18 protein-coding genes and 1 tRNA gene are annotated in these 19,867 nt (G+C 61.7%); 6 read left to right on the forward strand and 13 right to left on the reverse strand.

Annotation, left to right across the window (positions count from 1 at the left end; all coding sequences use genetic code 11):
* Window positions 1-2: 2 nt before the first annotated feature.
* From AAHB08_RS19465 to AAHB08_RS19505, 9 genes are all read right to left on the reverse strand, one after another.
* A complete protein-coding gene (locus tag AAHB08_RS19465; protein ID WP_342059833.1) occupies window positions 3-905 on the reverse strand; it encodes a homocysteine S-methyltransferase family protein in 903 nt (300 codons plus the stop codon).
* A gap of 275 nt (window positions 906-1,180) precedes the next feature.
* Window positions 1,181-1,723 carry a hypothetical protein gene (locus AAHB08_RS19470; RefSeq protein WP_162519225.1) on the reverse strand — a complete coding sequence of 181 codons (543 nt, stop codon included), beginning with the start codon at window positions 1,721-1,723 and terminating at the stop codon, window positions 1,181-1,183.
* Window positions 1,724-1,742: 19 nt separating this feature from the next.
* Window positions 1,743-3,062 (reverse strand): hemolysin family protein, encoded by a 1,320-nt coding sequence (locus AAHB08_RS19475; RefSeq protein WP_139437003.1) that lies wholly within the window; start codon window positions 3,060-3,062, stop codon window positions 1,743-1,745.
* A 192-nt stretch (window positions 3,063-3,254) separates the two neighbouring features.
* Window positions 3,255-3,965, reverse strand: coding sequence for a phosphate signaling complex protein PhoU (phoU, locus tag AAHB08_RS19480; protein ID WP_025327511.1), 711 nt, complete (start codon window positions 3,963-3,965; stop codon window positions 3,255-3,257).
* 171 nt (window positions 3,966-4,136) lie between these two features.
* Window positions 4,137-4,955, reverse strand: coding sequence for a phosphate ABC transporter ATP-binding protein PstB (gene pstB, locus AAHB08_RS19485; RefSeq protein WP_005328825.1), 819 nt, complete (start codon window positions 4,953-4,955; stop codon window positions 4,137-4,139).
* 105 nt (window positions 4,956-5,060) lie between these two features.
* On the reverse strand, window positions 5,061-6,710 hold the full coding sequence (gene pstA, locus AAHB08_RS19490; RefSeq protein WP_342059834.1) for a phosphate ABC transporter permease PstA: 1,650 nt from the start codon (window positions 6,708-6,710) through the stop codon (window positions 5,061-5,063).
* Window positions 6,711-6,760: 50 nt separating this feature from the next.
* Window positions 6,761-8,998, reverse strand: coding sequence for a phosphate ABC transporter permease (locus AAHB08_RS19495; protein WP_342059835.1), 2,238 nt, complete (start codon window positions 8,996-8,998; stop codon window positions 6,761-6,763).
* Between the two features lie 201 nt (window positions 8,999-9,199).
* On the reverse strand, window positions 9,200-9,739 hold the full coding sequence (gene tadA, locus AAHB08_RS19500; RefSeq protein WP_342059836.1) for a tRNA adenosine(34) deaminase TadA: 540 nt from the start codon (window positions 9,737-9,739) through the stop codon (window positions 9,200-9,202).
* Entirely contained in the window at window positions 9,736-9,912 is a 177-nt protein-coding gene (locus AAHB08_RS19505; protein ID WP_342059837.1) for a hypothetical protein, read from the reverse strand. Before AAHB08_RS19505 ends, tadA begins: the two co-directional genes overlap by 4 nt.
* A 239-nt stretch (window positions 9,913-10,151) precedes the next feature.
* On the opposite strand from AAHB08_RS19505, the gene AAHB08_RS19510 reads away from it, so the two are divergent.
* From AAHB08_RS19510 to aceA, 4 genes are all read left to right on the forward strand, one after another.
* Window positions 10,152-10,228: transfer RNA gene (locus AAHB08_RS19510), tRNA-Pro, on the forward strand.
* Window positions 10,229-10,475: 247 nt separating this feature from the next.
* Window positions 10,476-10,616: a hypothetical protein gene (locus AAHB08_RS19515; protein ID WP_163153711.1), complete on the forward strand. Its 141-nt coding sequence runs from the start codon at window positions 10,476-10,478 to the stop codon at window positions 10,614-10,616.
* Window positions 10,617-11,320: 704 nt separating this feature from the next.
* Window positions 11,321-12,928 (forward strand): malate synthase A, encoded by a 1,608-nt coding sequence (gene aceB, locus AAHB08_RS19520; protein ID WP_342059838.1) that lies wholly within the window; start codon window positions 11,321-11,323, stop codon window positions 12,926-12,928.
* Between the two features lie 72 nt (window positions 12,929-13,000).
* Window positions 13,001-14,314, forward strand: a complete 1,314-nt coding sequence (gene aceA, locus AAHB08_RS19525) for an isocitrate lyase (RefSeq protein ID WP_025327517.1) — start codon at window positions 13,001-13,003, stop codon at window positions 14,312-14,314.
* Between the two features lie 93 nt (window positions 14,315-14,407).
* On the opposite strand, the gene hda is transcribed toward aceA, so the two are convergent.
* The 3 genes from hda to upp all read right to left on the reverse strand — a co-directional run bounded on the left by hda (window position 14,408) and on the right by upp (window position 17,010).
* Window positions 14,408-15,109: a DnaA inactivator Hda gene (gene hda, locus AAHB08_RS19530; RefSeq protein WP_162519142.1), complete on the reverse strand. Its 702-nt coding sequence runs from the start codon at window positions 15,107-15,109 to the stop codon at window positions 14,408-14,410.
* A 102-nt stretch (window positions 15,110-15,211) separates the two neighbouring features.
* Window positions 15,212-16,240 carry a DUF2066 domain-containing protein gene (locus tag AAHB08_RS19535; RefSeq protein ID WP_247626565.1) on the reverse strand — a complete coding sequence of 343 codons (1,029 nt, stop codon included), beginning with the start codon at window positions 16,238-16,240 and terminating at the stop codon, window positions 15,212-15,214.
* A 143-nt stretch (window positions 16,241-16,383) separates the two neighbouring features.
* The gene (upp, locus tag AAHB08_RS19540; RefSeq protein WP_005302745.1) at window positions 16,384-17,010 is read right to left on the reverse strand and encodes a uracil phosphoribosyltransferase; all 627 of its coding nucleotides are present in this window, start codon (window positions 17,008-17,010) and stop codon (window positions 16,384-16,386) included.
* A gap of 175 nt (window positions 17,011-17,185) precedes the next feature.
* Here upp and purM point away from each other — a divergent pair, with 175 nt between their 5' ends.
* Together purM and purN are read left to right on the forward strand one after the other, a co-directional pair.
* Complete coding sequence (gene purM, locus AAHB08_RS19545) at window positions 17,186-18,223, forward strand: phosphoribosylformylglycinamidine cyclo-ligase (protein WP_182788445.1); 1,038 nt, start codon at window positions 17,186-17,188, stop codon at window positions 18,221-18,223.
* Window positions 18,224-18,231: 8 nt separating this feature from the next.
* Window positions 18,232-18,870 carry a phosphoribosylglycinamide formyltransferase gene (purN, locus tag AAHB08_RS19550; RefSeq protein WP_265436670.1) on the forward strand — a complete coding sequence of 213 codons (639 nt, stop codon included), beginning with the start codon at window positions 18,232-18,234 and terminating at the stop codon, window positions 18,868-18,870.
* 174 nt (window positions 18,871-19,044) lie between these two features.
* On the opposite strand, the gene AAHB08_RS19555 is transcribed toward purN, so the two are convergent.
* Entirely contained in the window at window positions 19,045-19,806 is a 762-nt protein-coding gene (locus AAHB08_RS19555) for a Nif3-like dinuclear metal center hexameric protein (protein ID WP_446699552.1), read from the reverse strand.
* Between the last annotated feature and the right edge of the window lie 61 nt (window positions 19,807-19,867).

Genomic DNA, 19,867 nt, shown 5'->3' on the forward strand with positions numbered 1-19,867 from the left:
CCTTAGCGCAGCCGGCTGGCCAGCGCCTCAATGTGTTCCGGGCCTATGCCGCAGCAGCCGCCGATGAGGTTTGCCCCGGCTGCGCGCCAGCGCTCGGCCCAGCCGAGGTAATCCAGCGGCCCCAGATCGGCGCGGATCTCGTCCAGGCCGTCGTTGGCGGTGGCCTCCTTGGGCTGGGGCGGGAAGGCGTTGGCGTAGGCGCCGAGGCGAATGCCGCTGCGACCCAGAGCCTGCAAGCCGGCGCAGGCCACCTTGAGCGCCCCCTCAATCACCTCGGGCTGGCAGCAGTTGAACAGGATGGCGTCCACCCCGGCCGACACCAACGCGGTCACGGCATCGGCCACCCGCTCCCCGGAGCGCAGGGTCGGCTCGCTGCCCGGCGCCTCGTCCTCCAGGGTGAAGGAGACCCAGAACGGCTTGCCGTCCTCAGGCAGCAGGGCCTTGAGGGCCAGCGGCTCGGCAATGAGGCTCATGGTCTCCGCCAGCCAGAGATCCACCCGAGGGGAGAGCGCCCGAACAAGCGGGGTCGCCAGCTCGCTCACCCTGCCCGCGTCGAACAGGTCGGCACGGTAGGAGCCAAAGAGCGGTGGCAGGGAACCGGCCACCAGCACGGCGCCCCCCTGGTCGTCGGCCACCTCCCGCGCCAGTTGCCCGGCCAGGGCCGCAAGCCGCTCCCCATCCGCGGCGAAGCGCTCGTCACCGATATGAAACGGCACCAGGGCATAGCTGTTGGTGGTGATCACCCGGGCCCCGCTCGCCACATAGGCCTGATGCACCTCGCGCACCGTCTCTGGCGCCTCCATCAGGGCCAGGGCCGACCACTCCGGCTGGCGAAACGGTGCGCCCCGCCGTGCCAGCTCGCGCCCCATGCCGCCATCCAGTACCCACAAATCCTGTGTATCCATCTCTGTCTCTCTGCGTCTCCCCGTCATGACGGGTGTTTATTGTGTGGAACAACATTAAGCCATCAAAACATCTAGACGGCTATATGTCCTGTGCATCATGGCGCAAAGCAGGGGGAGAGGCAATCGGGAACGAGGAACAAATCCGGACAAGCTCAGGATGATAGCGGCAAAGGAAGGCCCCCCGTCCTCGCCATCCTGGGGCCGGGGCCATGGCCCTGAACGACAAGAGGCCACCCCGGGGGGTGGCCTCTTGTGAAGCATGGATGGCTGGCGACTCAGCGCCCTGCCAGTACCCGCTTGGTCTGCTTGACCCAGTCGGAGACACGCCCCTGCTGGGGGAATCCTTGCCAGATCTGCTCCCACTGGGCGGGGCTGAGCGGGCGGCCCAACCTGCGCTGCACCCCGGCATAGAGGTAGTCGTGGGCCGTGGTACGGGCCTGGGCCGAAGTGAGGAACTTGGCCACAGGGTCGGTCAGGCGCACGTCCCGCATGCCGAGCAAGGGGTAGTCGCTGTGCACCGCCGCCAGCATGGTTTCACGCATGGCAGATTCTATGTAGCCACGGGCGAACAGGGCAGTCACCGACTCCAGCGACCCCTGATCCGGACCATGGTACTCCTCATCGAACACCGGGCTCGGCTCTGCCACTGCACTCTGCACCACGGCATCGGGGTCCGGCTGCGGCGCTACCACGGCAGCCTTGGGGGCCACGGGCTTGGGAGCGGCGGAGGGTTTGCGGGGCGCGCTCTGGCTGCAGGCCCCCAGCGCCAGGGCGAGAGCCACACAGCTCAACGCACGGGAATAAGACGGCATCTTCATGACTCCTTGGTAACTCCTTTCACGATTCCAGGGCGGGTTTGTCGATCACATTGGGTTCAATGCGGGTGACCAGCAGCTGATCGATCTTGTAACTGTCGATGTCCACCACTTCGAACTTGTAGCCCGCGTATTTCACCGAGTCGGTGCGCTTGGGGATCTTGCGCAGCATGAACATGATGAAACCGGCGATGGTCTCGTAGTTCTGCGCGTCCGGGAACTCCTCGATGTCGAAGGCCCGCATGACGTCGGAGATGGGGGTGACCCCGTCCACCAGCCAGGAGTTCTCGTCCCGCTGGACGATCTGCTCTTCCACCACGTGGGTGGCCCACTCCCCCATGACGGTGCTCATCAGGTCGTTCATGGTGACTATGCCCACCACCAGGGCGTACTCGTTCATCACCACGGCGAAGTCGCCCCTGTGGTTCTTGAAGTACTCCATCGCCTCGTAGAGGTTCAGGGTGTCGGGAATGATGATGACACTCTGCACCAGGGAGCCGCTGTTGAGATCGATGCTCTGGCCGCTGATGACGCGGATCAGCAGCTCCTTGGCATCCACGAACCCCTTGATGCTGTCGAGGTTGTGGTCACAGACCAGGAACTTGTTGTGGGGGTGCTCGGCTATCTTGGCCTTGATGCTCTCCTCCCCCTCTTGCAGGGTGAAGTAGATGAGGCTTTCGCGGGCCGTCATGGCGGAGGTGACGCCGAGGGACTGCAGCTCGAACACGTTCTCGATGAGCTGGTGCTCTTCGCGCTGGATGACGCCGGCCTCGGCCCCCGCATCCATCACCGCGTAGATGTCGTCCGAGGTGATCTCGTCGTTGCGCACCATGGAGACCCGCAGCAGGCGGAACAGGGCGTTGGCCATGCCGTTGAAGAACCACACCAGCGGCATCAGCAGGGTCACGCACAGCAGCATGGGACGCACCACCACCACCGCAACCCGTTCCGGCATCGTCATGGCGAGGCGCTTGGGCATCAAGTCCGCTATCAGGATGAACATGCCGGTGACGAACACGAAGGAGGCGATCGAGCTTATCTGGGAGAGCCAGGGGCCCTGATAGAAGCCGGAGATAAGCTCCTTGATGGCGGGGTTCAGGGCGGATTCGCCCAGGATGCCGCCCAGGATGGCGACGGTGTTGAGGCCTATCTGCACCACGGTAAAGAAGTTACCCGGCTGGGCCTGCAGTGCCAGCACTTTTTCGGCATGGCGATTGCCCTCGTCGGCCATCACCTGCAACTTGATCTTGCGGGAGGCGGCGAGGGAGATCTCGGAAAGCGAGAAGAACACGCTGCCGGCGACCAGCAGCATCAAAAAGAACAAACTATCGGCAAAACTCATGATTAACCTATTGCGACAGCCGCCTTAGCACAAGACGGCAAACTGGGCCCGGGAAACCGGACCGTGACTCCATCCGGGACTCACACAGGGGCCATATTCTAGCAGAAAAGCGCCCAGTGGGGCGCGTTATCTTAAGCCGTCCCCCAATGCAATAAAAAAGGCGCTCAACGCGCCTTTTTATTCATCGTGGATTCAATGCTTGCCGAGCAGGTCGCTCAGTTCATCCGCCTTGGTGTGGCGCACGTCCTTGCCCTTGACGTAGTAGACGATGTATTCGCAGATGTGCTGGCAGCGATCGCCGACCCGCTCTATGGCCCGGGCCGCCCAGAGCACGTTCAGTACCTGGGGTATGGTGCGGGGATCTTCCATCATGTAGGTCATCAGCTCGCGGATGATGGACTCGTACTCCCGGTCCACCTTGTCATCTTCCTTGTAGACGGCGATGGCCGCTTCCAGATCCATGCGGGCGAAGGCGTCGAGCACGTCGTGCAGCATCTTGATGGTGCGACGGCCCATGTTTTCGAGGGACACCAAAGGCGGCTGCGGCTTGTTGGCGTTGTCGGTCAGCATGCGGGCTATCTTGTCCGCCACGTCGCCGATGCGCTCCAGATCCGTGATGGTCTTGATGATGGCCATCACCAGGCGCAAGTCGGAAGCCGTGGGCTGACGCTTGGCGATGATGCGGGTGCACTCCTCGTCGATGGCCACTTCCATGGCGTTGACCTTGTGGTCGTTGGCCACTATCTTGCGCGCCGCATCCAGATCCTGGATGTGGATGGCGGAGATGGCGTCCGTCAGCTGCTGCTCCACCAGACCGCCCATCACCAGCACCTGGTTGCGCACGTTCTCGAGCTCGGCATTGAACTGACCGGAGATGTGTTTATTGAGGTTCATATTGTCCATACAAATAATCCTTGTTGCTCCGAGTATGCCTTAGCCGTTGAACCGACCGGTAATCTGTTTATTGATGCTCATCTTGTTCATACCAATGATCCTTGTTGCACCAACCATGCCTTAGCCGTTGAACTGACCGCCAATCTGTTTCTTGTGGTTCATGTCAGTCATTCTCATCTCTTAGCCGTAACGACCGGTGATATAGTCCTCGGTCTTCTTCTTGGCCGGGGTGGTGAAGATGGTGTTGGTGTTCGAGTACTCGATGAGCTCGCCCATGTACATGAAGGCGGTCTGATCCGACACCCGCGCCGCCTGCTGCATGTTGTGGGTCACTATCACCACGGTGAACTGGCTCTTGAGCTCGTTGATCAGCTCCTCGATGGTGAGGGTGGAGATGGGGTCGAGCGCCGAGGTCGGTTCATCGAGCAACAGCACTTCCGGCTCGATGGCGATGGCACGGGCGATCACCAGACGCTGTTGCTGGCCACCTGAGAGACCGAACGCGTTGTCGTGCAGGCGATCCTTCACCTCTTCCCACAGGGCCGCGCCGCGCAGTGAGCGCTCGGCGGCCTCGTCCAGGGTGCGTCTGTCGTTGATGCCCTGCAGGCGCAGGCCATAGACCACGTTCTCGTAGATGGATTTCGGGAAGGGGTTGGGGCGCTGGAACACCATGCCCACCTGACGGCGCAGGGCGGAGACATCCACGCTCTTGTCGTAGATGTTGTGGCCGTGCAGCTGGATCTCCCCCTCGATGCGGCAGATCTCCACCAGATCGTTCATCCGGTTGATGCAGCGCAGCAGGGTCGACTTGCCACAGCCGGACGGGCCGATAAAGGCCGTCACCTGCCCTTTCGGGATCTTCATGTTGACGTTGAACAGCGCCTGCTTGTTGCCGTAGTACAGGTTGAGATCCTTGACCTCAAGGGCGGTCTGCTCCGGGCTCAGGTTGAGCAGGTCCAGGGCGGTATGCTGGGTCGAAGTCGGTGTTACGTTGATCATCTGTTACCTCAAATCAGTTCAAGGTGGCCGGATACACTCCGGCGACCATCATGCTGTTGATGGCGGCCGCCGGGCCGCGCATCTCTTGTCTCAGGGGTGGCTGGATTAATGCTCCAGCGACCGGAATTTCTCGCGCAGGTGGTTACGAATACCGATGGCCGTCAGGTTGAGGCCCACGATCACCGTCACCAGCAGGAAGGAGGTGGCATAGACCAGGGGCCGCGCCGCCTCGACGTTCGGGCTCTGGAAGCCGACGTCATAGATGTGGAAGCCCAGGTGCATGAACTTGCGCTCCACGTGCAGGTACGGGAAGTTGCCATCCATCGGCAACGTGGGAGCAAGCTTCACCACCCCCACCAGCATCAGCGGTGCCACTTCACCGGCGGCCCGGGCGATCGCCAGGATGAGGCCGGTCATGATGGCCGGGCTCGCCATGGGCAGCACGATGCGCCACAGGGTCTCGGCCTGGGTGGCACCCAGTGCCAGGGAACCCTGGCGTATGGTGCTCGGGATCCGCGCCAGCCCCTCTTCGGTGGAGACGATCACCACCGGCAGGGTCAGGATGGCCAGGGTCAGCGCCGACCAGATGACGCCGGGTGAGCCAAAGGTCGGGCTCGGCAGCGCTTCCGGGTAGAACAGCTGGTCCAGGGAGCCACCGAGGGTGTAGACGAAGAAGCCCAGACCGAACACGCCGTAGACGATGGAGGGCACACCCGCCAGGTTGATCACCGCGATGCGGATGATCTTGGTCAGGCTGTTCTTGCCCGCGTACTCGTGCAGGTAGACGGCAGCCACCACCCCAAGGGGCGTCACTATGATGGCCATCAGCAACACCATGAAGACGGTGCCGAAGATGGCCGGGAATACGCCGCCCTCGGTGTTGGCCTCACGGGGATCGTCGGAGACGAACTTGCCAATCTGGTGGAACCAGTGACCCACCTTGGCGGGCAGGCTCATGTCGTTGGGCCAGACCACGTCCAGCACCTTGGACATGGGCATGGTCACCTGCTCGCCACGCATGTCCTTGACCGTGATGGCGTCACGGTCCGCCTGGGCACGCAGGGAGAAGAGCTCCTTCTCCAGCACCTGATAGCGATCGTTCAGGGCCTGGCGCTGCGCGGCGAGGTCCGCCTTGAGCACGTCGGTCAGCTCCCCTTCCAGCTCCGCCTTGCGCTCTTTCAGGCGCAGTCGCTCCAGCTGGTAGTTGATGCCGCCGATGTCTCCCTTTTGCAGATCGTTGGCCTGCTCCGACAGGGCGTTGGCACGGGCCAGTACCCGTTGCAGGGCGGGATGCAGATCCTGGGTCAACTCGCGGCCATCCTCCTTCACCGAGGTGATGTAACCGTAGAAGTTGCCGTTGGTGGCACGCTCGACCATGGCGAGCTCGGCGGGCTGGGTACGGGACTTGATGTCGGTCTCCAGCACCCAGCGGAAGTCGAGGTCGACGAACTCGCGGTTGCCGGTCTTGACCAGATAACGGGTCAGCAGCTCGCGCTCCTCCCCCTCCAGCGCCTGACCCGCGGCGCGCAGCCGCTCCACAGGTACCAGCTCGCGGTCGTTGATCTCGCCGATCAGCACGCTCTTGTTGCCCTGGGCGTCTTCAAGCTGCCACTCATAGATGGGGTGCGGCCAGAAGTAGACCAGACCACGCCAGCCGATCAGCAACAGCAGACCCAGTACGGCCACCAGACTCAGGCTGACGGCGCCCCCCGTCATCCAGATCCAGGGGGCCCCCGATTTAAACCACTTACCCATTATCGATTCCTTGTTCATATACAGAGCGCCGCTTTTGATGGAACGGCTCATTACAGAGAGCTGTACTTTTCACGCAACCGCTGACGGATGAACTCGGCCAGGGTGTTGAACATAAAGGTGAATACGAAGAGGACGAAGGCTGCGAGGAAGAGCACCCGGTAGTGGGAGCTGCCCACTTCCGACTCCGGCATTTCCACCGCTATGTTCGCCGCCAGGGTACGCAGCCCCTGGAACATGGAGAAGTCCATGATGGGGGTGTTGCCGGTGGCCATCAGCACTATCATGGTCTCGCCCACGGCGCGGCCCAGGCCCATCATCACAGCCGAGAAGATGCCCGGACTCGCGGTCAGGATCACCACCCGGCTCAGGGTCTGCCAGGGGGTGGCGCCGAGCGCCAGCGAGCCCTGGGTCAGGTGCTTGGGCACCGAGAAGACCGCATCTTCGGCGATGGAGAAGATGGTGGGTATGACGGCGAAGCCCATGGCGATACCGACCACCAGGGAGTTGCGCTGGTCAAACTTGATGCCCATCTCGTGGGTCAGCCAGATGCGCGAATCCCCGTGCATGAAGGCATTCTCGATGAGCGGGCTCAAGGCGAAGGCGCCCCAGCCAATCAGCAGCAGCACAGGAATGAGCAGGATGGCGTGCCAGCCCTCCGGCAGCCAGGAGCGGCCGCGCTCCGGCAGGTAGTTCCACACCAGGGCGGTGAGCAACATGCCCATCGGCAGCAACAGCAGCAGCAGGATCACCCCTGGCAGCGCCCCTTCGATGATGGGGGCCAGCCACAGACCCGCCAGGAAGCCGAGGATGACGGTCGGCAGCGCCGCCATGATCTCCACCGTCGGCTTGACGTATTTGCGCAGACCCGCCGACATGAAGTAGGCGGTGTAGATGGCACCGGCGACGCCGAGCGGCACCGCAAACAGCATGGCGTAGAAGGAGGCCTTGAGGGTCCCGAACACCAGGGGCACCAGGCTCAGCTTGGCTTCGAAGTCGTTGCTGGCAGAGGTGGACTGCCACACATACTGGGGCTCCGGATACCCTTCGTACCACACCTCTTGCCACAGGGCGGACCAGGTCACCTCGGGGTGATCGTTCTCCACCTCGAATACCTTGAAGTCATTCCCCTGCTGGGTCAGCAACAGGTTGTGACGGGGAGAGATGGCCAGGGCCGCCAGGGCGCCCCCTTCTATGGTCTCGCCAAGCAGCTTGGCCTCGCCGGTGGCGTGGAAGAAGTTGATGGTCCCGTCGTTGGTGGCGCTGATGAAGCCCTTGCGGAAATGCTCCGGGGTCAGCAGCGCGACCGGGCCGTCGCCCTTGAAGTCACGGATCTGGGTGAACTGGCGCTTGCCATCCTTCGCCACCTCGAACCACTGGGAGATGACGCCATTGTCATTGCCCACCATCAGGGAGGAGGCGCCGGAGAGCAGGGCAACCTGGGTCACGTCGGCGTTGGGGGCATTGATCTCCATGACGTCGCGCAGGGAGATGTCGCTCAGGTTGTGGATGTCATAGACAGACAGGCGATTGCCTTCACGCACGAACAGGATGCGAAGATTGGGGGTCAGCAGCATCTGATCCACGTGACGAGGCAGGGAAGGAATGGCGTAGTTCTGGCGGCTCCACTCGATCTCGCCGGAGAGGAAGTTCTCCTCACCGCTCATCACCGTCATCACGCCACGGCCATCCTCGGTCACGGCGGCGGTGGCCATCTTGTCCTTGGTCGCCTCGAACACCATGCGGGTCAGCGCCTTGCCCTGGGGATCTATCACCACAGGCTCTTCGCCGAAGGGATATTGCAGGCTGGGCTCGATGACGCGCACATCGTTCGGGTAGGAGACCTTGAACGAGGGCTGCACCACCATGGCCTTGCCATCGGCAAAGCCATAGGCGATGAGCTTCTGGCCCGGCGCGGGAGGGGCGACGGCGGTGACGTCACCGGCCACACTGGCCTGACCCAGCACCTGACCCACCTTGACGCCGCCATCCGCCTTGACGGCGAAGAAGCTGACCTGACCCTGGTCGTTGAAGCGATACCCTATCTCGTTCTGCTCCTCGACGCCGAGCCAGGCCGTCTTGCCCTGCGTCGGCAGGGTAAAGGAGGAGGTCGCCTCCACGCTGGCGCCATTGAAGATGGGTTTCACCACATAGAGCAGGTAGAAGAAGATAAGCAGCAGGGCCACCAGTACCAGGGCTCCCCCTGTGGTGACGCCGTATTTGGCCAATTTATCCTTGATCCGGCGTTTTCTACTGCCCGCCATGACCAGGTTTAACGATTCCGATGACATGCAAGACCTCAATGTGAGCTAGGCTTGGCGGCATTATATGGCGGTTGCATGACAGTTTTGTTACATCGAGAGCCTCTGTGAAGAGGTTATTTCAGGAGGGATACAGACCGGAGGTCGAGGGCAAGCCGAAGTGCCAACCCTCTGTTTTATATGTGGATATGTGAATAAATCCGGGACGGGCAAGACGATGCCCCGCCCGCCTCAGAGGGCCGGGCCACCACTTTGTTTCAGCGCCTCTCTGGCCGCCTTCTTCTCGGCGCGGCGCCGCTTGAAGAAGTCCGACAGCTGGGCCGAGCAGGCCTCTGCCAGCACGCCTCCCGTCAGCGCCACCCTGTGGTTGTGGCGCGGATCCTGCAAAATGTCGAACACCGAGCCCGCCGCCCCCGTCTTGAGATCGCGGGCCCCGTAGACCACCCGCTTCACCCGGCTGTGGATCAGGGCACCGGCACACATGCAGCAGGGCTCCAGCGTCACATAGAGGGTGGTGTCGAGCAGCCGGTAGTTCTCCAGCGTGATGCCGGCGGCACGGATCGCCATGATCTCCGCATGGGCGCAGGCGTCATGGGCGCTGATGGAGCGGTTCCACCCCTCGCCGACCACCTCGTCCCCCAGCACCAGCACGGCACCGACCGGGATCTCCCCTATCCCTTCCGCCCTGGCCGCCAGGGCCATGGCATGACGCATCCAGCGCTCGTCCTGCCGTGCCTGATCGAAGAGATCATTGTTTTCTGATGGCGTCACGCCCTTACCTCTCTGTCGCTATGCAGCCTGCGCACCTCGGACAGCAGCACAGTGCCGACCAGGATCTCACCCGTTTCCCCTTCCGCCCTGGCCGCCAGGGCCATGGCATGACGCATCCAGCGCTCGTCCTGGGTGAACTGCATCTCGGCTGCATTCTTCTGTACTGGCTCCACGGCCGATCCTCTCATTTATCTGCATTCATCATCAAAGACGGCCCTGTCCGCTCGGCCCGGATCCAGGGCCACCTGCACCAGGCGAGGTGGGCGGCGATTATGCCAAAACTCCCGCCAAGGCCCAAGTTGCATCTTGGTTGAGCAATAAAGAAGCAATCGGCATCTCCCTGATAAAAAAGGAGTTGCACCCTTCTGATCATCCTATTAGACTCCCTTCCCGTCAGCCGAGCTGACTCCGTCGGTGTGTAGCGCAGCCAGGTAGCGCATCTGCATGGGGTGTAGAGGGTCGGAGGTTCGAATCCTCTCACACCGACCATTTTCCCCGAAAATAGCCCAGTCAAACGACTGGGCTATTTTTTTGCCTTCTTTCTGCCCGTCCTCTTCTTGTCTCACCCCGGTGGCTTGCACAGAGGCGGTGATGGCATGAATTTTATACAGAACCACTTGAAGCTTTCATAAAGTCCCGCTAGGATACGCAACTTTTCCGCCGGCCATCAGACAGGGAGGTGGCATCAGGGTGAGGGAATCACCAACCGGCTTGCAATCCATTGAGGCAAGCACCCATGAACCAAGCAGTCGACACTCAGCCCGATCAGCCCCTTCTCTCCTCACCCCATTCAGATCTCGAATCCACCGACACCGGCCTCGGCGGCACAGTGCATCTCGATGTGATCGATCTCGCCGCGCCGGATGATGACTACTGAGGCGGATCTGGCCCAGCCCCTCTCCAAACCCTGCGGATGAAAGGCCGGTTTTGTTGTCCGGCACCCCGTCCCGACCCGGCTAAAAAGCCGCCAACGAAAATAACCATAAAATGCTGATAAACATCTAGGGATTGGTGTTATTCACTACTCCGTTCCCCGTCATCTCCCTCCCCCCTGCCCCCGCCCCTTGATACAAACCTACGTTATTGCTCGTCATTTCTACCACTCGCCCCCCTATGCCCCCACTTCGCAAGATTTGACCATTTCGTTTTAAACAGCAGTTCACCTGTCAATGACGTCACATACCAGATGCAGACTGTGTTGGTAGCAGGCATTTCATACAGCTGTTTTCGCAAAGCCTGGAGTAAGGTCGGGATTTGTTTTTGCATTGGTAATTTTATTACGTAATTAATTACATTTTTGATGTGCCGCACCCGGCGCTTTCATCCCCCCTGACAGCCTTGTCGGCCGAGAGCATAACCATCTGCGTAGAGCTTTTATGCTAATCACATAACCACTTTAAAAACATCAACTTAAACACCAACCAAAAACACCTGTTTTAAAATTCAAGTTGACGAACCAAGCATTATTTTGCACCTTATGAGTCGTGTTACCCCGCTGTTACGGGGAGTTTAAGAGAAACGGATATAGACGTTAGTCGTAGTTAGTAAGTTCAAAATGTAACTTTCAAAGGAGTGAAACCTATGTCGGCACCGGCCCAGACCATCAGCAGCACCCGTCTGCGCATCCAAGGCGAGATGCTTCCCGATTACGCGCAGATCCTGACGCCGGATGCGGTGGCCCTGGTATCCGAACTGGTGGAACGCTTCGCTCCTCAGCGCAATGAACTGCTGAAACAACGGGTGGCTCGCCAAGCTCGCATCGATGGCGGCGAGTTGCCGGACTTCCTGCCCGAAACCGCCCACATCCGCGAAGGCAGCTGGACAGTGCGCGGCATTCCCGCCGATCTGCAGGACCGCCGCGTGGAGATCACCGGCCCGGTCGAGCGCAAGATGGTGATCAACGCCCTCAACGCCAACGTCAAGGTGTTCATGGCGGACTTCGAGGATTCACTGGCGCCCGCCTGGAACAAGGTGATCGAGGGGCAGATCAACCTGCGCGATGCGGTCAATGGCACCGTCTCCTACACCAGTCCGGAAGGCAAGGCTTACACCCTCAATCCCGATCCCGCCGTGCTTATCTGCCGGGTTCGTGGTCTGCATCTGCCGGAAAAACACGTCACCTTCGATGGCGAGGCCATCCCCGGTGGCCTGTTCGACTTCGCCCTCTACTTCCTGCACAACCACAAGGCGCTGCTGGCCAAGGGCTCGGGCCCCTACTTCTATGTGCCCAAGCTGCAGAGTCACCTGGAAGGTCGCTGGTGGAGCGAAGTGTTCGCCTGGACCGAGGACAAGTTCGGTCTGCCCCGCGGCACCATCAAGGCCACCGTCCTCATCGAGACCCTGCCGGCAGTGTTCGAGATGGACGAGCTGCTCTATCAGATGAAGGATCACATAGTGGCGCTGAACTGCGGCCGCTGGGACTACATCTTCAGCTACATCAAGACCTTGAAGAACCACCCTGACCGTGTTCTGCCGGACCGCCAGGTGGTGACCATGGACAAGCCGTTCCTCTCCGCCTACTCGCGCCTGCTGATCAAGACCTGTCACAAGCGCGGCGCCCTCGCCATGGGCGGCATGGCCGCCTTTATCCCGGCTAAAGATCCTGCGGTGAACGAACAGGTATTTGCCAAGGTGAAGGCTGACAAGGAGCGTGAAGCCAACAACGGCCACGACGGCACCTGGGTCGCCCACCCCGGCCTCGCCGATACCGCCATGGCGGTGTTCAACGCCGCCATCCCGGCTGGTGCCAAGAACCAGATAGGCGAACTGCGCGAGCAGGATGCCCCCATCACCGCCGCCGATCTGCTGGCCCCCTGCGAGGGGGAGCGCACCGAGACGGGCATGCGCACCAACATCCGGGTCGCCCTGCAATACCTGGAGGCCTGGATCAACGGCAACGGCTGCGTGCCCATCTACGGCCTGATGGAAGACGCCGCCACCGCCGAGATCTCCCGTACCTCCATCTGGCAGTGGATCCGCCACGGCAAGAGCCTCACCAATGGCAAGGTGGTGACCGAGGCGCTGTTCCGCCAGATGCTGGCCGAGGAGCAGGAGGTGGTCAAAGCCGAGGTGGGCGAGGCCCGCTGGCAGGCAGGTCGTTTCGCCGAGGCGAGCGAGCTGATGGAGCAGATCACCTGCGCCGACACCCTGATCGATTTTCTGACGCTGCCCGGTTACGAGCGGCTCTGAATCCGGGCCCCGGGAGGGGCTCGTCCATAACAAATCAATGGAAACGTGAAATCAATGAAAGAGGGAACTGATATGGCACTGACCCGTGAGCAACAGATCCAGGCTATCGAGAAAGACTGGGCAGAAAACCCCCGCTGGAAAGGGATCAAACGCGGCTACAGCGCCGAAGACGTGGTGAACCTGCGCGGCAGCCTGCAGCCGGCACACACCCTGGCCCAGCGCGGCGCCGACAAGCTGTGGGAACTGATCCACGGCGGCGCCAAGAAGGGCTACGTCAACTGCCTCGGCGCCCTGACCGGCGGCCAGGCGGTGCAGCAGGCCAAGGCGGGCATAGAGGCCATCTACCTCTCCGGCTGGCAGGTGGCGGCGGACAACAACTTGTCCTCCACCATGTATCCGGATCAGTCCCTCTACCCGGCCAACTCGGTGCCGTCCGTGGTGGAGCGCATCAACAACTCCTTCGCCCGTGCCGACCAGATCCAGTGGGCCAACAAGGTGGGCCCGCAGGATGCCGGTTTCATCGACTACTTCCTGCCGATCGTCGCGGATGCGGAAGCCGGATTCGGCGGCGTGCTGAACGCCTTCGAGCTGATGAAGGGGATGATTGAAGCGGGCGCCGCCGGCGTGCACTTCGAAGATCAGCTGGCATCGGTGAAGAAGTGCGGTCACATGGGTGGCAAGGTGCTGGTGCCGAGCCAGGAAGCGGTGCAAAAACTGATCGCCGCCCGTCTGGCCGCGGATGTCTGCGGCACCACCACCCTGGTGATCGCCCGTACCGACGCCAACGCCGCCGACCTGCTGACCACGGATGCCGATCCCTACGATGCCGGCTTCCTGACCGGTGAGCGTACCGCCGAGGGCTTCTACAAGGTGCAGGCCGGTATTGAGCAGGCCATCTCCCGCGGCCTGGCCTATGCCCCTTACGCCGACATGGTGTGGTGCGAGACCGCCAAGCCGGATCTGGACGAGGCGCGTAAGTTTGCCGAGGCCATCAAGGCCCAGTACCCGGACAAGATCCTGGCCTACAACTGCTCCCCGAGCTTCAACTGGAAGAAGAACCTGGACGATGCCACCATCGCCCGCTTCCAGCAGGAGCTGTCCGACATGGGCTACAAGTACCAGTTCATCACCCTCGCGGGCATCCACAACATGTGGTTCCACATGTACGAGCTGGCCTACCAGTACGCCCGCGGCGAAGGGATGAAGCACTACGTCGAGATGGTGCAACAGCCGGAGTTCGCCGCCGCCGAGCGTGGTTACACCTTCGTGGCCCACCAGCAGGAAGTGGGTACGGGTTACTTCGACAAGGTAACCACCGTCATCCAGGGTGGCCAGTCCTCAGTGACAGCGCTGACAGGTTCCACCGAAGAAGATCAGTTCCACTGATAGACATTGAGATAGCAAAACCCCGGCCTGGTGCCGGGGTTTCTTTTTGCTCGCCACTCAAAGATGTGGCGCAGACAGGCAATCACCGTTGGCTCAGAGCTCGAGGATCTCTTTGACAAAGGGGATGGTGAGCTTGCGCTTGGCACGAAAGGAGGCGTTATCGAGCTGATTGAGGGTGGTGAGCAGGGTGCGCATGTCGCGGGACAAGCGGTTGAGCAGGAAGCGGCCCACGTCTATGGGCAGTTTGAAGCCCCGCAGCTCGGCACGCAGCTGCAGGGCACTGAGCTTGCCTTCATCATCGAGCTCGTCGAGATGGAAACTCACTCCCCAATCGAGGCGAGAGGCGAGATCCGGCAGTTGCAACCCCAGCTTGCGCGGGGCGCTGCAGCCGGTGACCACCAGGGTACCCTCGCCTTTCTCTTTCCAGCGATTGTAAAAATCGAACAGGGCCCGCTCCCACAGGGCGTTGCCGGCGATGGCTTCCAGGCTGTCGAGACAGACCAGGGGCAGGCTTTCGAGGGCGTCGAGCATGCTGGGATCCAGCTGTTCGAACTGGTCGAGGGAGAGATAGGCGGCGGCGGCGTCGCGGGCATTGACCTCGGCACAGGTGGCGTGCAGCAGGTGGGAGCGTCCGGAGCCCTTGGCTCCCCAGAAATAGAGGAAAGGAGCGCCCTGACCGATGGCCGCATTCTTGAGGGCGGTGATCAGATGGGCGTTGTTGCCGGGATAGAAACTGACGAAGGTTTCATCATCCGGTAATTGTACGGCTAAAGACAGTTGGGCCGGTTGCTTCACTCGTTGGGCTTTGACTGTGATATTTGCGCCCAAGTGTATCATTGCAGCGGCAGATAGAGAACCGCCCGGGTCATGCCGGGCGGTTGGGATCAGCAGAAAGCGTCAGGGCTGCGACCACTGGTAACGCAGACCGCTCTCGTTGTCTTCGATCTGGTGCAGGCGACTCTCCAGTTGCAGGCCCCTTACCAGCTCGGCCTTGTCCCCCTGAAGCGACAGGTTGAAGGTCACCTTGTCCCCCTCCAGCTTGCCGATCGCCACCTTGGTGACGCTGGCCATGCCCTGCAGCATCTTCTGTATCTGGATCATGCCATCGATGCCGGACAACCCCTCCACCACCAGGGTCTGGCTGGAGACGACCCCGGACAGGCGAGTGCCGTACTGTTGCACCAGCCAGCCAGCCAGGGCATCGGCCATGCCCTGCGCCACCTCGGCCTGGGTACCCGAGCCGGCCCCCTTGGTCAGCTCGGTCAGCTCTGCGCCGCCCTGAGCTCCCGGCTTGGCGCCATAGAGCCCCCAGTCGATGCTCCACTTCTCCCCTTCCGGCGTCAGCTTGCCCAGCACCACCATCTCGGCGCCATAGCGCTCGCTCGCCTTGAGGATGGGGTCGGCGAAGCGGCCCCAGACATCGGTGGCGCTGACCGCCATGTTGTCGTCCAGATCCATCAGCGGGATGCTGACCGGCAACCCCATGGCCTGGGCCTGGCCGCGCAGGGCGGCGGACCAGCCGTCGCTGGACTGATCCGGCAGTATGCGGCGCTCCCCTTCATCTATTACCAGCCAGAGTGCCATTTGCGGGCGGACGGGCCCGAGCAGGGGGAACTTGCTCTGGCCTACCAGGGCATTGACCTTGGCCACGTTGAAATCGGCCTTGAGAAACTTGACCGGTCCCACATCCTGATAGCCGTAGTGCTGCACATAGTCACCGGGGGCCGCCAGCGCCTTGGCCACCTCGGGCTGGGTGAGGATGTCGCGCCTGCCGGTCACCTTGACGAGTACCTCCCCCAGTGCCTGGGACTGGGCGGCCGTCATGTCGCCGCTGGTCGGCGCCTTGCCCTGATAGAGGTCGGTCACCTGGGCAGCCGACACCATGAGTGGCAGACAGCAGAGGAGAGTCGCTAAGCGTTTCAGCATAAAGAAGATTCTCGAAATGGGGGATGCTGCTTATGGTAGCGGCAAGGCGCGCATGGCAGCAAGCCGGAGGGCGGGATAAACGACGGAGCCGGCAAGGTGCCGGCTCCGTTTGCGCTCAGAGAGAGCGGCTATGGCGTCAGGGGTTACTTGGTGCCGAAGATCTTGTCGCCGGCATCCCCCAGACCCGGGACTATGTAGCCCTTCTCGTTCAGTCCCTGATCGATGGAGGCACAGAACAGCTCCACGTCGGGGTGAGCGGCTTCCAGCGCCTTGATCCCTTCCGGGGCGGCAACCAGCACCAGCACCTTGATGGACTGGCAGCCTTTCTTCTTCAGCAGATCGATGGTGGCAATCATGGAGCCGCCGGTGGCCAGCATGGGGTCGATGACCAGGGCCAGACGCTCTTCGATGTTGCTGACGATCTTCTCGAAATAGGGAACCGGCTGCAGGGTCTCTTCATCGCGGTAGATGCCGACCACGCTGACACGGGCACTCGGCATGTGCTCGAGCACGCCATCCATCATGCCAAGACCGGCGCGCAGGATAGGCACGACGGTGACCTTCTTGCCCTTGATCTGGTCAACTTCCACTGGCCCGTTCCAGCCATCGATGGTAACTTTCTCGGTTTCGAAGTCAGAGGTCGCTTCGTAGGTCAACAGACTGCCCACTTCCTTGGCCAGTTCACGGAAACGCTTGGTGCTGATGTCGCCTTCGCGCATCAGGCCGATCTTGTGCTTGACCAGGGGGTGTTTGACTTCAACGACTTTCATTATTATCTCCTCGAACCGGCGCCAAAAAATCGCGGAATCATACAACAAAAGCCGCGGCTTGTAGAGCATTTCTGCGCAAAAACGCGCAAACGATTTTCTTTCTGCTTTTACCCGCCCACTGGTAGAATACGCCCCGAATTTTACCCTCCACTTCTCTATATGACGGGGAATACGCGTGACTGACAAAACCTCACTGAGCTACAAGGATGCTGGCGTGGATATCGATGCCGGCAATGCACTGGTTGAACGTATCAAGGGCGTGTCAAAGCGCACTCGTCGTCCTGAAGTCCTTGGTGGTCTTGGCGGCTTTGGGGCCCTGTGTCAAATCCCTGCTGGCTACAAGGAGCCGGTACTGGTCTCCGGTACCGACGGTGTGGGCACCAAGCTGCGTCTGGCCATCGATCTGAAGAAGCACGATACCGTGGGCATCGATCTGGTGGCCATGTGCGTCAATGACCTCATCGTGCAAGGCGCCGAGCCCCTGTTCTTCCTCGACTACTATGCCACCGGCAAGCTGGATGTGGACACCGCCGCCGCCGTGGTCACCGGCATAGGTGCAGGCTGCGAGCAGTCGGGCTGCGCCCTGGTGGGCGGCGAGACCGCCGAAATGCCTGGCATGTATGAAGGGGAAGACTACGACATCGCCGGCTTCTGCGTCGGCGTGGTGGAGAAGAGCGAGATCATCGACGGCAGCAAGGTCGGCGAAGGGGATGCCCTGATCGCCCTGGCCGCGAGCGGCCCCCACTCCAACGGCTTCTCCCTGGTGCGCAAGATCCTGGAAGTCTCCCAGGCCGACGTGCATCAGCCGCTGGGTGACACCACCCTGGCCAACGCCCTGCTGGAGCCGACCCGCATCTATGTGAAGCCGGTGCTCAAGCTCATCAAGGAGTGCGAGATCCACGCCCTGTCCCACATCACAGGTGGCGGCTTCTGGGAGAACATCCCCCGCGTGCTGCCCGCCAATACCCAGGCGGTGATCGACGAACAGAGCTGGCAGTGGCCGGCGGTGTTCAGCTGGCTGCAGCAGGCTGGCAACGTCACCCGTCACGAGATGTACCGCACCTTCAACTGCGGTGTCGGCATGATCATCGCCCTGCCGGCGGATCAGCTGGACAAGGCGCTGGCCCTGCTCAAGGCCGAAGGCGAGAACGCCTGGCACATAGGCCACATCGCCAAGGCGGCCGATGGCGAAGAGCAAGTCATCATAAAATGACCTCCCCCATGAAACGGATCCTGGTGCTGATCTCCGGCAATGGCAGCAACCTGCAGACCATTCTCGACCACTGCGCCAGCGGCAAGGTTGCCGGTGAGGTGGTCGGCGTCATCAGCAACAGGGCCGATGCCTATGGTCTGGTTCGCGCCAAAGAAGCCGGAGTGGCCACCGCCATCCTGGCCCAACAGCAGTTTGCCAGCCGGGAGGAGTATGACGTCGCCCTGCTCGCCCTGATGGCGGACTATCAGCCGGATCTGGTGGTACTGGCCGGCTTTATGCGGATCCTGAGCGCCGATCTGGTGCGTCACTTCGCCGGGCGGATGATCAACATCCACCCCTCGTTGCTGCCGAAATACCAAGGGCTGCACACCCACCAGCGCGCCATCGACGATGGGGAGCGCGAACACGGTGCCAGCGTCCACTTCGTCACCGAGGAGCTGGACGGCGGCCCTGTGATCCTGCAGGCTCGCGTCCCCATCTTCGAAGGGGACAGTGCCGACGAGGTGGCTGCCCGGGTTCAGGTCCAGGAGCACAGCATCTACCCCCTGGTGGTGCAGTGGTTCTGCGAGGGACGGCTCAAGATGCAGGAGGGCGCAGCCCTCTTGGATGGCGCCGAACTCGGCCCGGCGGGTCACGCCAGCGAGTAAGCTGACGTCTTGTCGAAATGTGAAAAAGGAGGCCGATGGCCTCCTTTTTGTTTCCTGAATTTTCCCACCACAGGCACAGGCTTAAACCTGTTCACGACCTGCAGCGAGAAACTGTCAATAAGCGAGCAGCACATGAGCCTTGATCACGGCTTCGTAGCCAGATCGTGGACAGGTTTAGACCGGGTTGTCGATATCGATAAAGGTCACCTCCAGCCCGTGCACGGTGGCGAGCCACTCCCCCAGCGCCTTGACGCCGTACCGCTCGGTGGCGTGGTGACCAGCGGCGTAGAAGTGCATCCCCATCTCGCGGGCGGTGTGGATGGTCTGCTCTGAAGCCTCACCGGAGATGAAGGCATCGATCCCCTGCTCCGCCGCCTGGTTGATATAGCTCTGGCCGCCGCCGGTGCACCAGGCCACTGAGCTGATGAGCTCGGGGCCGCTGTCGCCGCAATGGAGCGGCTCACGGCCGAGCCGCTCGGCAATCAGTCTGGCAAAGTCAGCTCCGCTCATGGGTGTCTCCAGCTTGCCCACCATGGCCACGCTCTTGCTGTTCCAGGGTTCGAGACCACGGCGCACCTTGATGCCGAGCAGCCTGGCGAGCTGGGCGTTGTTGCCCACTTCGGGGTGCACGTCCAGCGGCAGGTGGTAGGCAAACAGGTTGATGTCGTGGGTCAGCAGGGTCTTGAGGCGGCGCTGCTTCATGCCGGTGATCTGGGGTGGTTCCCCGCTCCAGAAGTAGCCGTGATGGACCAGGATGGCATCGGCATCCTGGGCCACGGCCGCATCGATCAGGGCCTGGCTGGCGGTGACGCCGGTGACCACCCGGCGAATGCGCTCGCGCCCCTCCACCTGCAGCCCGTTGGGACAGTAGTCCTTGATGGCGTGAGGCTCGAGCAGGTGGTTGAGCACGGTTTCCAGTTTGCGATGAGAGATCATAGGAGTCCCTTGTAAAGGCGCTGCTCCCCCTTGTCTGCGATCAGGCTCTTGTCTGCAGTCA

Source organism: Aeromonas sp. OTU364, assembly GCF_038440395.1.
Lineage (GTDB): Bacteria > Pseudomonadota > Gammaproteobacteria > Enterobacterales > Aeromonadaceae > Aeromonas.

Coding starts and splice junctions, on each gene's coding strand:
- pstB (WP_005328825.1), bottom strand. CDS start 4,955: ATGATCAACGTAACACCGACTTCGACCCAGCATACCGCCCTGGACCTG.
- aceA (WP_025327517.1), top strand. CDS start 13,001: ATGGCACTGACCCGTGAGCAACAGATCCAGGCTATCGAGAAAGACTGG.
- AAHB08_RS19515 (WP_163153711.1), top strand. CDS start 10,476: ATGAACCAAGCAGTCGACACTCAGCCCGATCAGCCCCTTCTCTCCTCA.
- AAHB08_RS19475 (WP_139437003.1), bottom strand. CDS start 3,062: ATGAGTTTTGCCGATAGTTTGTTCTTTTTGATGCTGCTGGTCGCCGGC.
- aceB (WP_342059838.1), top strand. CDS start 11,321: ATGTCGGCACCGGCCCAGACCATCAGCAGCACCCGTCTGCGCATCCAA.
- phoU (WP_025327511.1), bottom strand. CDS start 3,965: ATGGACAATATGAACCTCAATAAACACATCTCCGGTCAGTTCAATGCC.
- pstA (WP_342059834.1), bottom strand. CDS start 6,710: ATGGGTAAGTGGTTTAAATCGGGGGCCCCCTGGATCTGGATGACGGGG.
- AAHB08_RS19470 (WP_162519225.1), bottom strand. CDS start 1,723: ATGAAGATGCCGTCTTATTCCCGTGCGTTGAGCTGTGTGGCTCTCGCC.
- AAHB08_RS19495 (WP_342059835.1), bottom strand. CDS start 8,998: ATGTCATCGGAATCGTTAAACCTGGTCATGGCGGGCAGTAGAAAACGC.
- AAHB08_RS19465 (WP_342059833.1), bottom strand. CDS start 905: ATGGATACACAGGATTTGTGGGTACTGGATGGCGGCATGGGGCGCGAG.
- AAHB08_RS19535 (WP_247626565.1), bottom strand. CDS start 16,240: ATGCTGAAACGCTTAGCGACTCTCCTCTGCTGTCTGCCACTCATGGTG.
- upp (WP_005302745.1), bottom strand. CDS start 17,010: ATGAAAGTCGTTGAAGTCAAACACCCCCTGGTCAAGCACAAGATCGGC.
- purN (WP_265436670.1), top strand. CDS start 18,232: ATGAAACGGATCCTGGTGCTGATCTCCGGCAATGGCAGCAACCTGCAG.
- AAHB08_RS19555 (WP_446699552.1), bottom strand. CDS start 19,806: ATGATCTCTCATCGCAAACTGGAAACCGTGCTCAACCACCTGCTCGAG.